This window comes from Leucobacter sp. G161 (assembly GCF_001482305.1).
Classification (GTDB): domain Bacteria; phylum Actinomycetota; class Actinomycetes; order Actinomycetales; family Microbacteriaceae; genus Leucobacter.
Genome location: NZ_LOHP01000088.1, coordinates 16,443 through 31,812, shown reverse-complemented (window position 1 = coordinate 31,812; position 15,370 = coordinate 16,443). Strand labels below are relative to the sequence as shown.

14 protein-coding genes, 4 tRNA genes and 1 pseudogene are annotated in these 15,370 nt (G+C 65.1%); 15 read left to right on the top strand and 4 right to left on the bottom strand.

Annotated elements, in window-relative coordinates; translation table 11 throughout:
- Positions 1-343: 343 nt before the first annotated feature.
- From recO to AUL38_RS15515, 10 genes are all read left to right on the top strand, one after another.
- Positions 344-1,066, top strand: a complete 723-nt coding sequence (gene recO, locus AUL38_RS15560) for a DNA repair protein RecO (protein WP_059063544.1) — start codon at positions 344-346, stop codon at positions 1,064-1,066.
- Positions 1,067-1,076: 10 nt separating this feature from the next.
- A complete protein-coding gene (locus AUL38_RS15555) occupies positions 1,077-1,862 on the top strand; it encodes an isoprenyl transferase (RefSeq protein WP_059063542.1) in 786 nt (261 codons plus the stop codon).
- Between the two features lie 39 nt (positions 1,863-1,901).
- The gene (gene dusB, locus AUL38_RS15550; RefSeq protein WP_059063540.1) at positions 1,902-3,089 is read left to right on the top strand and encodes a tRNA dihydrouridine synthase DusB; all 1,188 of its coding nucleotides are present in this window, start codon (positions 1,902-1,904) and stop codon (positions 3,087-3,089) included.
- On the top strand, positions 3,082-4,371 hold the full coding sequence (locus tag AUL38_RS15545) for a deoxyguanosinetriphosphate triphosphohydrolase (protein ID WP_369795328.1): 1,290 nt from the start codon (positions 3,082-3,084) through the stop codon (positions 4,369-4,371). Before dusB ends, AUL38_RS15545 begins: the two co-directional genes overlap by 8 nt.
- Positions 4,372-4,480: 109 nt before the next feature.
- A complete protein-coding gene (dnaG, locus tag AUL38_RS15540) occupies positions 4,481-6,328 on the top strand; it encodes a DNA primase (protein WP_059063538.1) in 1,848 nt (615 codons plus the stop codon).
- A 12-nt stretch (positions 6,329-6,340) separates the two neighbouring features.
- Entirely contained in the window at positions 6,341-7,186 is an 846-nt protein-coding gene (locus AUL38_RS15535; RefSeq protein WP_059063536.1) for an ATP-binding cassette domain-containing protein, read from the top strand.
- 72 nt (positions 7,187-7,258) lie between these two features.
- Positions 7,259-7,331 (top strand) — tRNA-Asn (locus AUL38_RS15530).
- A 56-nt stretch (positions 7,332-7,387) separates the two neighbouring features.
- Positions 7,388-7,924, top strand: coding sequence for a gamma carbonic anhydrase family protein (locus AUL38_RS15525; RefSeq protein WP_059063534.1), 537 nt, complete (start codon positions 7,388-7,390; stop codon positions 7,922-7,924).
- A 112-nt stretch (positions 7,925-8,036) separates the two neighbouring features.
- Positions 8,037-8,107, top strand: a tRNA-Gly gene (locus AUL38_RS15520).
- A 15-nt stretch (positions 8,108-8,122) separates the two neighbouring features.
- Positions 8,123-8,196 (top strand) — tRNA-Gly (locus tag AUL38_RS15515).
- 94 nt (positions 8,197-8,290) lie between these two features.
- On the opposite strand, the gene AUL38_RS15510 is transcribed toward AUL38_RS15515, so the two are convergent.
- Positions 8,291-8,872, bottom strand: a complete 582-nt coding sequence (locus tag AUL38_RS15510; protein ID WP_059063546.1) for a TetR/AcrR family transcriptional regulator — start codon at positions 8,870-8,872, stop codon at positions 8,291-8,293.
- Positions 8,869-9,579 (bottom strand): DsbA family oxidoreductase, encoded by a 711-nt coding sequence (locus tag AUL38_RS15505; RefSeq protein WP_059063532.1) that lies wholly within the window; start codon positions 9,577-9,579, stop codon positions 8,869-8,871. Before AUL38_RS15505 ends, AUL38_RS15510 begins: the two co-directional genes overlap by 4 nt.
- Before the next feature lie 431 nt (positions 9,580-10,010).
- Here AUL38_RS15505 and AUL38_RS15495 point away from each other — a divergent pair.
- The 5 genes and pseudogenes from AUL38_RS15495 (at position 10,011) to clpX (ending at position 14,516) form a co-directional block, all read left to right on the top strand.
- Positions 10,011-10,085 (top strand) — tRNA-Pro (locus tag AUL38_RS15495).
- A 61-nt stretch (positions 10,086-10,146) separates the two neighbouring features.
- Positions 10,147-11,681: pseudogene (tig, locus tag AUL38_RS15490) on the top strand (trigger factor).
- A gap of 158 nt (positions 11,682-11,839) precedes the next feature.
- Positions 11,840-12,424 carry an ATP-dependent Clp protease proteolytic subunit gene (locus AUL38_RS15485; RefSeq protein WP_059063527.1) on the top strand — a complete coding sequence of 195 codons (585 nt, stop codon included), beginning with the start codon at positions 11,840-11,842 and terminating at the stop codon, positions 12,422-12,424.
- A gap of 18 nt (positions 12,425-12,442) precedes the next feature.
- Positions 12,443-13,114, top strand: a complete 672-nt coding sequence (locus tag AUL38_RS15480; RefSeq protein ID WP_059063525.1) for an ATP-dependent Clp protease proteolytic subunit — start codon at positions 12,443-12,445, stop codon at positions 13,112-13,114.
- A gap of 130 nt (positions 13,115-13,244) precedes the next feature.
- Entirely contained in the window at positions 13,245-14,516 is a 1,272-nt protein-coding gene (gene clpX, locus AUL38_RS15475) for an ATP-dependent Clp protease ATP-binding subunit ClpX (RefSeq protein ID WP_059063522.1), read from the top strand.
- A gap of 43 nt (positions 14,517-14,559) precedes the next feature.
- Here clpX and AUL38_RS15470 read toward each other — a convergent pair whose 3' ends face one another.
- Together AUL38_RS15470 and AUL38_RS15465 are read right to left on the bottom strand one after the other, a co-directional pair.
- Positions 14,560-15,051: a hypothetical protein gene (locus tag AUL38_RS15470; RefSeq protein WP_153006629.1), complete on the bottom strand. Its 492-nt coding sequence runs from the start codon at positions 15,049-15,051 to the stop codon at positions 14,560-14,562.
- On the bottom strand, positions 15,048-15,356 hold the full coding sequence (locus AUL38_RS15465) for a hypothetical protein (protein ID WP_059063518.1): 309 nt from the start codon (positions 15,354-15,356) through the stop codon (positions 15,048-15,050). Before AUL38_RS15465 ends, AUL38_RS15470 begins: the two co-directional genes overlap by 4 nt.
- Between the last annotated feature and the right edge of the window lie 14 nt (positions 15,357-15,370).

Genomic DNA, 15,370 nt, shown 5'->3' with positions numbered 1-15,370 from the left:
TTCGCCACCCTTGCCCTGTCGGGCAGATTCGTGCGGCCGGGTGGCTTCCGTAGTTCCCACGGTGTGGGCGGCGCACCTCGTTGTTGGTGTCTTCCGGTGATTCCGGCGGCGCCAGTGGTTCCGGCGGCGCCGCGCTCGCTGGGTCCTGCCCGACCCGAATTTTCCTCTCCGAGCCTTCTGCAGGCCCCAGAACCATCGCAAAGGAATACTCGGGTCGGAAGAGACGGTGTGGGCCGAGCCCGCGCGAGTCATGCGCCCCAGTCGCCCCAGGAGCAGCCCTGCAACACCCGCGCGCCCCACCACCCCACAGCGGGATGTCGGGGGCGTGCGCGATAATAGGGGCGTGCCTCTCTACCGTGAACAAGGTGTCGTGCTGCGCACCCAGAAGCTGGGCGAGGCCGACCGTATCGTGACGTTGCTCACCGGCGGGCGCGGCGTGCTGCGGGCAGTTGCCAAGGGCGTCAGACGCACCTCCTCGAAGTTTGGTGCACGGCTCGAGCCATTCATGGTCGCCGACATCCAGTGCTACGAGGGACGCACCCTTGACACGATCACGCAGGCGTCCACGCTGGGTGCATACGGGCCGCAGATTACCTCCGACTACGATCGCTATCGCGCCGGAAGCGTCATGGTTGAAACCGCCGATCGGCTTGCCGAAGGCGGGCCGTCACGTGAGCTCTACGCCCTGCTCGTCGGCGCGCTACGCACCCTCGCTGCCGGGAACATCCCGCCGGAGCTCATCCGCGACGGCTATCTGCTCCGTGCGATGGCGGCCGCCGGCTGGACGCCGGGCTTCGACGATTGCGTCCGCTGTGGCGCACGAGGCCCGCACACGGCAATCTCTGTCCAACTCGGCGGGGTCGTCTGCGACGTGTGCCGCCCAGCCGGCTCGCCGCGGCTCGACCCATCGAGTATCGACCTGCTGCGGGCCTTGCTCGCCGGAAACTGGGAGGCGACGCTCGCAAGCGGCGAGCGGGAACGCGGACAGGCCGCCGGCATTGCGGCGGCATACACACAGTGGCACCTTGAGCGCGGCCTGCGCTCCTTCACCATGCCGCAGCTCTAGAATCGATCACATGTCACTCGCCCCAGAGAAGCTTGTCCCCATCGACTGGACCGGGGAACAGCCCCCCACGTTTACTGGCGCCGCGCCCAAGCACGTCGCAATCGTCATGGACGGCAATGGGCGTTGGGCGAACCAGCGCGGCCTGCCCCGGGTGGAGGGGCACCGGATGGGGGAGCAGGTGCTGCTCGACGTCGTCGCTGGAGCGATCCAAGCCGGGGTCACCCACCTCAGCGTGTACGCGTTCTCAACTGAGAACTGGCGGCGCTCGCCTGACGAAGTGCGGTTCCTCATGGGCTTCAACCGTGACGTGCTGCGCCGGCGCCGCGAGCAACTGAACTCGTGGAACGTGCGCATGCGATGGGCCGGCCGCCGTCCGCGGCTCTGGGGCTCGGTCATCAAGGAGCTGAAGACCGCCGAGGCGTACACCGCGAACAACACGGGTCTAACCCTGACGATGTGCGTAAACTACGGCGGGCGCAACGAGATCACAGACGCCATGCGCCGTATCGCGGCAGAGGTTGCCGCCGGTCGGCTCTCGCCGAACGGCATTTCCGAGCGTGTCATCGAGAAACACCTCTACGTTCCGGAGCTCCCGAACGTGGATCTGTTCATCCGCAGTTCGGGCGAGCAGCGCACGAGTAACTTCATGCTCTGGCAGTCGGCCTACGCCGAAATGGTGTTCCTTGATCAGCTCTGGCCAGACTTCTCCAGGAGGGATCTCTGGGAGGCGATCCAGATCTATCACGATCGCGATCGGCGCTTCGGCGGAGCGGTCGACAACCCCTCGAAGCGCTGAGCAGCCGAGGGGCCGCTGATCTGCGAGAATAGACGGGTCATGACTACCTCCACGCTTCCCGGATCTCGCTTGAAGATCGGCCCGCTCGAACTCGACGTGCCCGTCGTTCTCGCCCCGATGGCCGGCATCACGAACACCGCCTTCCGCAGGCTCTGCCGCGAGTACGGCGCTGGCCTGTACGTCAGCGAGATGATTACGAGCCGTGCGCTCGTTGAACGCACACCAGCCTCGCTACGCCTGATCAAGCATCACGAGAGCGAAACACCGCGCTCGATCCAGCTGTACGGTGTCGACCCGAAGACCGTCGCGGAGGCCGTTCGCTTCCTCGTCGACCAGGATCTCGCCGACCACATCGACCTGAACTTCGGCTGCCCGGTCCCCAAGGTCACCCGCAAGGGCGGGGGAGCCGCGCTGCCGTGGAAGAGTGACCTGTTCCAGGCGATCGTCGAAGGCGCGGTACAGGCCGCGGGTGATATCCCGCTCACGGTGAAGATGCGCAAGGGCATCGATGCGGATCACCTCACGTTCCTCGATGCCGCACGCGCAGCCGAGGGCGCGGGCGTCGCAGCAATTGCGCTGCACGGCCGCACCGCGAACGAGTTCTACTCGGGCACCGCCGACTGGGGCGCGATCGCTGAGCTCAAGCAGGCGATCACGAGCGTGCCGATCCTCGGCAACGGTGACATCTGGGCGGCGGAGGACGCGATCCGGATGGTGCACGAGACCGGCTGCGACGGCGTTGTCGTCGGCCGCGGCTGCCTCGGCAGGCCCTGGCTCTTCGGCGATCTCGCGGCGGCGTTCAAGGCCGAGCAGGGTGAGATCACTCAGGAAGCTGCGACGGCAGCGATCGCAAAGCCAGGTCTCGGCTTCGTGATGGAGGCGATGCGCCGCCACACCGAACTGCTCGTCGAGTTCTTCGACGGCGACGAGGCGCGCGCCTGCCGCGATATTCGCAAGCACGTCGCCTGGTATTACAAGGGCTACGGGGTCGGCGGCGACACTCGTCGCGCCCTCGCAGCGGTTGAGTCACTCGAGCAGCTCGACGAGATCTACGAGACCATGGATGCCTCGCTGCCGTACCCGGGCATCGGTGCCGAGGGCCAGCGTGGTCGCGCCGGCAGCCCGAAGCAGCCGAAGCTGCCCGATGGCTGGCTGAACTCGCGCGACAGCGCGCACATCGACTACGCCGAGCTCGCCGAGGCTGAGCGTGACGACTCCGGTGGATAGCGCGGTGCGGATCCCGGGACTCGGCGGCAGCCAGCCCGCCCGCGGCGAGTACCGCGACGCGGATGTCGAGCGTTTTGTGCCAGAGATCCACAGCGGCGTGCGGAGCGACTTCGAGCGCGACCGCGCCCGCGTGATCCACTCCTCGGGGCTGCGCAAGCTCGCCGCGAAGACGCAGGTACTCAGCCCGACCGCGGGCATCGACTTCGCCCGCAACCGGCTGACGCACTCGCTCGAGGTTGCGCAGATCGGCCGCGAGCTCGCCGCGTCGCTCGGTCTCGACAGCGACGTCGTCGACGCGGCCTGCCTCACCCACGACCTCGGCCACCCGCCGTTCGGGCACAACGGCGAGCGAGCGCTCGCCGAGTGGGCGAAGGACGCCGGTGGGTTTGAGGGGAACGCGCAGACGCTCAGGATCCTGACCCGGCTCGAAGCGAAGCGCTTCACCGAGACCGGGGCGAGTGCGGGGCTGAATCTCACGCGTGCGACGCTCGACGCGAGCTGCAAGTACCCGTGGAGCCGGGATGAGGCGCCAGCGGGCAGCGCGAAGTTCGGCTACTACGCCGATGACGCAGAGGTGTTCCATTGGATGCGCCAGGGTGCGCCCGCTCGCGTGAAGTGCGCCGAAGCGCAGACGATGGATCTCTCCGACGACATCGCGTATTCCGTGCACGATTTCGAGGATGCGATCGTCAGCGATCACATCGACCCGCTGATCCTCACGAGTCGCTCCGGCCACGACTCGCTCATCGCGGATGTCGCCGAATGGGCGGGCGGTGACTTCACGCTCGACGAGCTCTCGCAGGCCTACGACCGTATTGCCGCGACGCCGAACTGGTTGACCAGGTGGGATGGCTCGCGCCAGCACCAGGCGCAGCTCAAGAACTTCACGAGCGACATGATCGGACACTTCGCACGGGCGGCCATCGCAGCCACCATGGCGTCGGCCGACCAGGCTCAACTCACCCGGTACGGCGCGAGCCTCGTGGTGCCGCAGGAGATCCACGCCGAGATCGCCGTGCTCAAGGGCATCGTCGCGGCCTTTGTGATGGCGAGCGGCCGCAGGCAACCCACGTACCGCAGGCAGCGGGAGTTGCTGAGTGAGCTCCTCGAAACGCTCTGGGCATCGCAGGATGCCGACCTCGAACCCGCCTTCCAGGCGGACTTTGCGGCAGCGGGCGACGAAGCCGCCGCGAAGCGCGTCATCGTGGACCAAGTCGCCTCGCTCACCGACCAATCTGCGATCTCCTGGCACCGCCGACTCTGTGAGGTGCCGCTTGTGTAGCCCGCACGCGGTGCACCCGGCCCGTGTGCGAGTCGCGTTCCCCGCGCCGCTGTTTCGGTTCGTGTGACGCGGCGGGCTGTGCCTGCCGACGCCGAGTAGACTGAGCGCTATGGCGGGGCGGATTAAGGCGAGTGACGTCGAGGAAGTGAAGCGGCGTACAAACATCGGCGACCTCGTTGGTGATTATGTGGCGCTGAAGAGTGCCGGCATCGATTCGATGAAGGGCCTGTGCCCGTTCCACGACGAGCGAAGCCCGAGCTTCCACGTACGCCCGACCCTCGGATACTTCCACTGCTTCGGCTGCAGCGAATCAGGTGACGCGATTAGTTTCGTGCAGAAGATGGATCACCTGTCGTTCGCCGAGGCCGTCGAGCGGCTCGCGGCGCGCATCAACTACGTTCTTACCTACGAAGAGGGGTTTGAACGGCGCGAAGAAGGGCCCAACCGCACCCGGCTGCTCGCCGCGAACCAGGCCGCAAGTGAGTTTTACCGCGGCCAGCTCATGAGCGAAGAAGCGACAACGGCGCGGACGTTCCTTGCACAGCGCGGCTTTGACGAAGCATCGTGGGAACTGTTTGGCGTGGGCTACGCGCCGCGTGGCTGGGACGGCCTCACGGGGCACCTGCGCAAGCTCGGCTACACGCCACAGGAGCTGGTGCAGGCTGGACTGGTCTCCGAGGGCCAGCGCGGTATCTACGACCGCTTTAGGGGCCGAGTGGTGTGGCCGATCCGCGACACCAGTGGACAGACCCTCGGCTTCGGCGCGCGCAAGCTCTACGACGACGACAACGGACCCAAATACCTGAACACGCCCGAGACGCCGGTCTACCACAAGTCCCGGGTGCTTTACGGACTCGACCTCGCCAAGAAGGCGATCTCACGCGGCCGCAGGGCGGTCATCGTCGAGGGGTACACCGACGTCATGGCGTGCCACCTCGCCGGCGTCGAGGATGCGATCGCCACCTGTGGCACCGCTTTCGGCAAGGACCACATCTCGATGCTTCGACGCGTCATGGGTGACGACGCTGCCGCGGAAGTCATCTTCACGTTCGACCCCGATGAGGCTGGCCAGAAGGCCGCGCTGCGTGCCTTCGGCGAGGAGCAGCGCTTCACCGCGCAAACCTACGCGGCGGTGGCTCCCGACGGCTACGATCCAGCCGACCTTCGCCTGCACAAGGGCGACGAAGCGGTGCATGAGCTTTTCGACAAGAAGGTGCCGCTGTTTGAGTTCGCTCTGAAGCAGGCGATCGCCCGCTTCGACCTGAATTCCGTCGAGGGGCGCGTCTCCGCGCTCCGGCAGGCTGCTCCAATCGTTGCGGGCATCAAAGACCCGGGAATGCGACCGGGCTACACTCGCGAGCTTGCCCGGATGCTCGGGCTTGATCTCCGCGAAGTGCAGCATGCCGTGCGGAACACACGCCAGGCGCCGCCTGAGCCTGACTACGCGGGGCCGGGCCCCGATCTGGAACGCGAGCCCGAGCGCCCGAAGGCCTCGCTGGCGACCCTCCGGCGTGACCCGGCAGTGTGGCTCGAGCGGGACGCCCTCATGGCGATGATCCAGCAGGGCCCCGCAGTGGGTCCCGAATTGTTGTCCCAGGCCGTGACCGCCCAGGTCACCGAGCCGAACCTCCGCGTCGTGCGTGACGCGCTCCAGACGGCGCTGCCAAGCCTCGGCGACTCCTGGATCGAATCGATCCTCGAAGCGACCCCACAGACGCACCAGGGACTCGTACGCGAGCTCGCAATAGCTTCGATGCCGCAGCGCGACCCAGCACTGCTGCCTGAGTACGCTCGTGAGGTCGTGATTTCTTTGCTTGACCGGGATCTTGTCTCCCTCAAGCAAGAGCTGCTCGCCCGAATGCAACGCATCGGAGACTCAACGAGTGAGGCTTCGCGTCGCGTGCAGGAGCAGCTCGCAGCGCTCGAACATGCCAGGCGGGGTCTCCGCAACGACTAGTAAGGTGTGTTTGTGGCACATCCAAACCTCGAGGCAGATCCCGTTCTCTACACCTCAGATCTTTCCCTGCGCTATCCGGCACACGCCGGTGGGCGGGCCTTCCAGGCCGTAGAGGGGGTGAGCGTCGAGTTACCACGCGGCGGCGTTCTTGCCGTGCTCGGCGAGAGCGGATCGGGCAAGTCCACGCTCACGAGATATCTCGCGGGACGGGCCACCGACGGCGACAAGAACGCGCGGATCAAAGCGGCGGGCGGCGACGCTCGCGCCCTCGATGTGCCGCTCGAACGCCTCTCGCGACGCAGCCGGTCACGCCTCACCGCATACCTGGGCCACCTGGCCCAGGACGCGGGGGCGACGCTGACCCCAGAGCTCAACGTCGGCGACGTGCTCTTCGAGCCCATTGTTGAACGCGTGCGAAACTTCGACCGCGAGCCGCTCGGTGAGCTCGTGGCCGAGATGATGGACATCGTCGGGCTGCCGCTTGCCAAGCTGCAGGAGTTTCCCTACGAACTCTCGAAGGGCCAGCGGCAGCGTGTCGCAGTGATGCGATCGCTCATGCTCGACCCGGCGGTACTGATCGTGGACGAGCCGACGCTCGGGGTCGATGCGAACAACCGACCGAAGATCGTCGAATTGCTCAAGTGGTACCGACAGCGCACCAGCGCATCGATGGTGCTCGTGAGCCACGACATCGGCATGCTCGAGGCGCTGGCGGAGGAAGTCATCGTCCTGCAGCAGGGCAAGATTGTGGGCCGCGGAGAGATCAACACGATCTTCCGACGCACCGAGCACGACTACGTTCGGCAGCTCGCTGATGCCCTCCGATCGACCGCATACGACGAAATCGCCGAAGAATAGACTCGCCGTGCGCACTGGATTTGCAACCGCCACAAAAGGCTTGGTACGCTAGTCGAGTTGCTGCGGCAATGATCCCCTGTAGCTCAGCTGGCAGAGCGCTTGACTGTTAATCAGGATGTCGTTGGTTCGAGCCCAACCGGGGGAGCAGCTAGGCCCTTACTATTGAGTAAGGGCCTTTTTGTTTACCCAAAGGAGGGTGTAATGACAAACCACCATGGACGAATCATTAGTGTCGAGCCGTACGGCGCGCCCGAGGTGCACGAGAGCGCGTGGCTCGCGCCCGGTTCCATCGTCGTCGGGAAAGTCACCATTGGTGCCGGATCGAGCATCTGGTACAACGCCGTGGTGCGCGGCGACTCTGACGCGATCCACATCGGCGAACGCACAAACCTGCAGGACGGCGTCGTCATCCACACGTTCGTCGGCCAGGCAACGACCATCGGCGACGACGTCTCCATGGGGCACAACGCCGTCGTGCACGGCGCGACCGTCGAGAACGGGTGCCTGATCGGCATGAGCGCCACGGTACTCAACGAGGCTGTCGTGGGGGAGGGATCCCTCGTTGCCGCGGGCGCTCTCGTGCCGCAGGGTATGGTAATCCCACCCCATTCGCTCGTCGCGGGCGTGCCTGCCAGGGTTGTGCGCGAACTGCGGGACTCTGACCGGGAGGCCGTGCGGCTCAACTCCGAGGTCTATCTCCAGTACACGGAGAACCACCGGGCAGCGACCGCGACCTAGGCCGAACAGCCAGCGGGCGTGACGCGCCGATGGCGTGCCGCGTTCGCCGCGAGGGTGGCGAATGCAGTATGCTCGATGAGTCGCGTAAAGCGCCAGACCACCTCGGTGGTCCGGGGATGTAGCTCAATGGTAGAGCCTCAGTCTTCCAAACTGATTACGCGGGTTCGATTCCCGTCATCCCCTCCGTGTAAGCCCCTCGGGGATGTAGCTCAATGGTAGAGCGTCGGCCTTCCAGGCTGATGATGTCGGTTCGATTCCCACCGTCCCCTCCAACCCAACACCCTCTCACCGCACGGTGAGGGGGTGTTGTCTTCCCACGGCAACCCGGCGCCTCGCCGCCTGCACTGCAGTGCGCCGGGGCGGCGACTAGCCTCGGAGGCCTGCGAGCACGAACCCGTAGCGGCGAGCGAACTCCTCGTAGCCCTGCTCGGAGCAGGCCCTCGCGATGATGCCGCGTTCCCAAATGAGCAAGTAGAGATCCTCTGCGGTGATGTCGGGCCGCGTGTAGCCGTCGGCCTGAGCAGCGGCCAGGAGGCCCGCCCCGAAGGCGCTCGCGCGCGCGCAGAGCGCGGCGAGCGCCGCGGAGTCTGGCTGGCTGCGCAGCAGCACGTCGTTGACGGCCGGCTCCTCGAACTGCAGCTGCCACATCCGGCGGAGATACCCCTCGAGCCGTTCCCCCGGAGACGACAGCGCCTCGACCTCCGCCAGGATCGCCTCGATCCGCTCACCGACGAGCTCTTCAACGACGGCGTCGATGAGCCCGACTCTGCCACCGAAGCGGTGGTAGATCGTGCCCTTGCTGACGCCAGCGGTGCGCGCTACCTCGTCGAGCGCGGTACCCAGGCCGCGCTCGCGGAAGACGTCGAGTGCCGCGCGCCGAATGGTTGCGATGTTGCGTTGTGCGTCCGCCCGCAGCGGCTGGGCCGCCGGCTCAGTTCGTTGGCTCATCGCGCGGCGGCCGCGCTCCCTGAGTGCGCGCCGTCCGAGCGCGTGCTCCACGCCGTCTCGAGCGCCTGGACGAAGCCCTCGACCGGCTGGGCCCCGGACACGGCGTACTTTCCGTCGAACACGAAGAACGGCACGCCGGTGATCTGCAGCTGCTGGGCCTGCGCGAGGTCCGCATCGACTTCCGTCTCGTGAGCGCCAGACTCAAGCGCGGCGAGCGCCTCTGCGCGGTCGAGACCGACCTCCGCGGCGAGGTTCGCGAGCACTTCGTAATCGCCGACGAACTGGCCCTCTGCGAAGTAGGCCTCAAACAGTCGGATCATCATCTCGTGCTGCTTTCCGCGAGTGGCAGCGAAGTGTGACAGCCGATGCGCCGCCCGGGTGTTCGTCGCGATCGCGTCTTGCATGCGGTACTCGAGGCCCACGGCCGCGCCCCGCTCGGCGATCTGCGTGCTCATCGCTGCGGCCTGCTCCGGCGGCATGCCGCGCTTCGAAGCCAGCAGCTCGTTCATGCCAATCTTGGTGTCGGCCGCGAGCTCGGGCATGAGGAGGTAGCTGTGATAGCGCACCTCAACGCTCCCGCGATGCGGGAAACGCTCGAGCGCCAGTGCGAGATGCGTGTCTCCGAGGTAGCAGAACGGGCACGCGATGTCGCTCCAGATATCGACGATCATGGGCTGCGTCGTCTGGCCAAACGCTGCGCCGGCCATCAGGAGCAGTTCCCTTCGAGATCACACGTTCCGACTGCGTCGGCGTCGCCGAGCAACAGCAGGGGAGGAAAAGGCGTCGTCGCTGACTGCGCGCCCGCTGTGGATGGGCTCTCGGGTGTGGTTGAGGTTGTACTTGACTGCATAGTCAAGATCCTACGCGAGACCCCACCGAACCGCCACAGGCCCACGGAGCGAGCCTGGCCCAACGCCTTGTTTGGCAACGCGCACCAGCAGGCCCTAGCCAGGAAACGCACAGGCATGTCACTTCGAGACACTTCCTCGGCCGGCGCGCGGGCGAGCCAATTTGGCGATTTTCCGCGGTTTTTCAACGGAAACACGGCCGAGATTCTGCCCGGCGTGCTGAATGCCTCCGGTTTGGACTAGGATTGGTCAGGTTGCGCACTCGAGGCGCAATGCGAGACGAAGAGTCTCGGGGCGTAGCTCAGCTTGGCTAGAGCGCCCGCTTTGGGAGCGGGAGGTCGCAGGTTCGAATCCTGTCGCCCCGACAAGGGTCGTTTGGCCCGACACAGGCTGATTGCAGCATTTATCCGACGATGAGAGGCCAAATTGCCGAAGACGAAAGCTGAGAAGCTCACACCGACCCGCTCCAAGCTGACCGTTACCGTCACGCAGGACGAGCTTGCTCCCTACCTGAAGAACGCGTACAAGTCGATCGCTGAGCAGGTTTCGATTCCCGGCTTCCGCAAGGGCAAGGCCCCCGCACAGATCATCGATCAGCGGTTCGGTCGCGATTCGGTCATCTCTGAGGCAGTCAACCACTCACTCGATGACTTCTACCAGGCAGCGGTTGCTGAGGCTGGCGTCAGCCCGATGGGCCGCCCCTCGGCTGATATCGGAAGATGCCGGTTGCCGCCGACGAGAAGAGCGAACTCGTTCTCCTCTTCGAGGTTGAGGTGCGCCCCGAGTTCACCCTGCCCAACTACGACGGCATGGAGCTCGTCGTTGACGAGGCAGAGATCGACGAGAGCGCGATTGAAGCTGAGCTCACCAGCCTCCGCGAGCGGTTCGGCACCCTGGTGACCGTCGACCGCCCCGCGAAGACCGGCGATTTCGTCGAGCTCGACCTCACCGCAAAGGTTGACGGCGTCGAGGTCGACCAGGCAAGCGGTGTCTCCTACGAGGTCGGCGCTGGCAACCTGCTGCAGGGCACCGACGAGGCAGTCGAGACGCTCACCGCTGGCGAGACCACGAACTTCACCTCGCAGCTGCTCGGCGGCGAGTACGAGGGCCAGGACGCCGAGGTAGAGCTCACGCTCACCGCTGTCAAGGAGCGCGAGCTCCCCGAGGCAGACGACGAGTTCGCGCAGCTCGCGAGCGAGTTCGACACCATCGCTGAGCTTCGCGAGAGCCTCAAGGAGCAGGTGTCGCAGGCTTCGGTCTTCGCACAGGGCCGTCAGGCACGCGATCTCTTCACCGAGACGCTCATCGAGCAGGCCGAGATCCCCATCTCGGAAGAGCTCGTTGAAGAAGAGGTGCACCGTCACCTCGAGGGTGAGGGTCGTCTCGAGGACGACGAGCACCGCGCAGAGGTTCGCGTCGCCAGCGAGAAGCAGATCCAGATGGAACTCCTCCTCGACGCGATCTCCGAGCAGGAGAACGTCACCCCGACGCAGGCCGAACTTTCCGACTACATCTACCAGTCGGCTCAGCAGTACGGCATGGAGCCCACGCAGTTCCTCCAGGCGATCAGCCAGGGCAACCAGCTCCAGGTCATCCTTGCTGAGGTCACCCGCAACAAGGCGCTCGCGGTTGCGCTTGGCAAGACCAAGGTTGTTGATAAGGCTGGCAAGGCTGTCGACCTCGGCGCATTCGTCGCGGTAGACACCGACGACGAGGGCGATGAGGCACCTGAGGCTGAGGCATCGGCAGTCGAAGAGAAGCCCAAGAAGGCCCCCGCGAAGAAGGCGGCAGCACAGGCTGAGGATTCCGAGAAGCCCGCAGCCAAGAAGGCTCCGGCGAAGAAGACCGCAGCAGCCGAAGGCGACGCAGACGAAGAGGCCAAGAAGGCCGCTCGCTCCGCAGCAGCCAAGAAGGCCGCAGCGACTCGCGCCGCGAAGAAGGCAGCAGCAGAAGAGAAGTAACCTTCTGCACCAAGTGAAGAATCCCCGGTCCATGCGGCCGGGGATTCTTCGTTTCCAGCGAACATCTCGCCTGTGAACAACGCCCACGGCGAACACGCCAGCGGCATCGTTTCGCAGTCGATACGCTCGAATCAAGCAACTTACGAATGGAGCGCCGAATGGCTGAACAGTCGCCCGTGAACAGCGTGTTCGACCGCCTGCTGAAAGACCGAATCATCTGGCTCGGTTCTGAAGTGCGCGACGAAAACGCAAACGAGATCTGCGCAAAGATCTTGCTCCTCGCGGCAGAGGATCCCGAAGCCGATATCTACCTGTACATCAACTCACCCGGTGGGTCGATTACGGCGGGTATGGCCATCTACGACACGATGAGCTTCGTGCCGAACGACATCGTGACCGTAGGAATCGGCATGGCTGCCTCGATGGGGCAGTTCCTGCTCACCGCAGGCACCAAGGGCAAGCGCTACATTACGCCGAACGCCCGCGTACTGCTGCACCAGCCGCACGGTGGCTTCGGCGGCACCGCGAGCGACATTCAGACGCAGGCCCAGCTCATCGTCTCGATGAAGAACCGCCTCGCTGAGATCACCGCGAAGCAGACCGGCAAGACCCTCGCGCAGATCAACGAGGACGGCGACCGCGATCGCTGGTTCACGGCTGAGGAAGCTCTCGAGTACGGCTTCGTCGATTTCATCAGGGACACCGCTACGGACGTCGTCGGTGGCGGCGGCACGAGCAAGTAGTCGATAGGAAAACACCACATGACGAATCTTCACATGCCACAGAGCGGCTCGGCGAACGGGCTGATGCCTGACTCCCGCTACGTCCTTCCGACCTTCGAGGAGCGCACCGCCTACGGTTTCAAGCGCCAGGATCCGTACGCCAAGCTCTTCGAGGATCGCATCATCTTCCTCGGCGTCCAGGTAGACGACGCCTCGGCAGACGATGTTATGGCTCAGCTGCTCGTGCTCGAGAGCCAGGATCCCGAGCGCGATATCACGATGTACATCAATTCTCCCGGTGGATCGTTCACCGCGATGACTGCGATCTACGACACCATGCAGTATGTCCGCCCGCACGTCCAGACGGTGTGCCTTGGCCAGGCGGCCTCGGCTGCAGCTGTGCTGCTCGCCGGTGGCACCCCAGGCAAGCGCCTCGCCCTTCCGAACGCTCGCGTACTCATCCACCAGCCGTCAAGCGGCCAGGGCGGGCACGGCCAGGCATCGGATATCGAGATCCAGGCCGCGGAGATCCAGCGGATGCGCGACTGGCTTGAAGAGACCCTGTCAAAGCACTCCAAGCGCTCGGTTGAAGAGGTACACACCGACATCGATCGGGACAAGATCCTCAGCGCTCAGGAGGCCCTCCAGTACGGGCTCATTGACCAGGTGCTGACGAGCCGAAAGAACCCGCAGCCCGCAATCGGGCAGTAACGGGATTCACTCGGTAACGGTGTGATTACAAGCTGGCGGCGCGCGGTCTGAACAGGCGGCGCGCCGCCGGTCTTTGTCAGAGGTCGCCACTAGGCTCGAAAGCGTACTAGCGACGCGAGGAGGTTTCGGAATGGCACGCATTGGCGAAAGCAGCGAGGTGCTGAAGTGCTCGTTCTGTGGGAAATCGCAGAAGCAGGTCGCGCAGCTCATTGCCGGCCCGCAGATCTACATTTGTGATGAGTGCGTTGCGCTCTGCAACGAGATCATCGAAGAGCGCCTGTCGGAGCATCAGCCTGCCGAGCCAAGCGATTTTACGCTCCACAAGCCGCGTGAAATCTCGGGCTTCCTGGACCAGTACGTCATCGGCCAGGACCGCGCGAAGCAATCGCTCGCGGTCGCCGTCTACAACCATTACAAGCGCGTACGCGCCGCGAGCGCGATCACGAGCGCGGAGTTCGCGACCGAACAGGTCGAGATCGCCAAGTCGAACATCATGATGATCGGGCCGACAGGGTGCGGAAAGACCTACCTCGCCCAGTCGCTGGCACGTCAGCTCGGTGTGCCGTTCGCTGTCGCCGACGCGACCGCGCTCACTGAAGCCGGATACGTCGGCGAAGACGTCGAGAACATCCTCCTCAAGCTCCTGCAGGCCGCAGACTTCGACGTGCAGCGCGCTGAGACCGGCATCATCTACATCGACGAGATCGATAAGATCACTCGCAAGGCCGAGAACCCGTCGATCACCCGCGATGTCTCGGGGGAGGGCGTGCAGCAGGCGCTGCTCAAGATCCTGGAGGGGACCGTCGCCTCCATCCCGCCGCAGGGCGGCCGTAAGCATCCCAACCAGGAGTTCATCCAGCTCGACACGACTAATGTGCTCTTCATCGTCGCCGGTGCCTTCTCCGGTCTTGAGGAGATCATTGCACAGCGGCTCGGCAAAGGCGGCATCGGGTTTGGTACCCCCATGGGCGCGAAGCGCGAAGAGTCGGAGTTGTTCGCAGAGGTCCAGCCGGAAGACCTGCACCGCTTCGGACTCATCCCGGAGTTCATTGGGCGACTGCCCGTCATCGCGACGGTCGATCCGCTCGACACCGATGCGCTGCAGCGCATCCTCACGGAGCCGAAGAACGCCCTGGTGAAGCAGTTCCAGCGCATGTTCGAGCTCGACGACGTTGACCTGGAGTTCGAGGACGACGCCCTCGCGGAAATCGCGAACCTCGCAGTGGCCCGGAAGACCGGGGCTCGCGGCCTCCGATCCATTTTGGAGACCGTACTGGGCCCGGCCATGTTCGACGTACCCTCAAACGATGACGTGTCAAAGGTCATCGTGACCCGGGCAGCCGTGCTCGAAGAGGAGCCCGTCGTGATGGTCGCAGCTCAGAGCGGCCGCGAGAGCGCCTAGCCCACTGCCGGCAGTGCCGGCGCGTGGCCCACGGCCTCACCCCTCAGCCGAGGACCGCTGTCAGGTCATAGCTCAAGAGCACACCGGCTGAGTCGGTGGGCAGCGTGACCGCAGCCACCTCGAGGCCTGTGCCGGTGAGCGTTGCTGCGCGCCCCCCATCGCCGGTTTCGGTTTCATTGGAGACGGTAAACCCACCGGACGAGACAATGGCGTCCCAGAGTGCTTCTGCGGCAGGCTGATCCTCCGCCCGCAACACGACAAACCAACTGTCGACGCCACGTGAACCGGCGTCGTCGATGACGGCGCCCTCTGGCAGCACGAAGGCTGCGGGAAAGTCTGCCGGGAGCTCCACCTGCTTGTCGAAGACCTCGTCGGGGTTCTCCTCCTGCCAGCTTCCACCCTCGGGCTCGACCTTTTCGGTCAGGTCACGACCATCAGGGTTGACGGTTCCTGGTTCTGGGGCGCAGCCTGAGAGGGGAGCGAGGAGCAACCCCAGGGCGAGCACCCCGGTAGTGGCGCGCATCTTATGTGTCATCCCAGCAGCCAATCGTCATCGTCCTCGTCGTCGTCATCGCCGGCGGTGTCCGACGGCGATGGAGCGCCATCAACGGCGCGTTCTGTCACCCTACCGTCAGCAGTCACTCCCACATCGGCAAGCACCGTGGCGGCACTGTCAATGAGTTCGACCCGCGCCCGGCCCTCGAGCCAGGTCAGCGTCCACGACGCCCCACTGGCAGCGCCCTCGCGCTCCGCCTCGATCCGTGCGATGGTTTCGTGCAGCAGCTCGGGCACGCCGGGGTGGGGCGCATCACCCACCTGCCAGCGTGACCCGAGCTGCATGTACCTGTCCTATT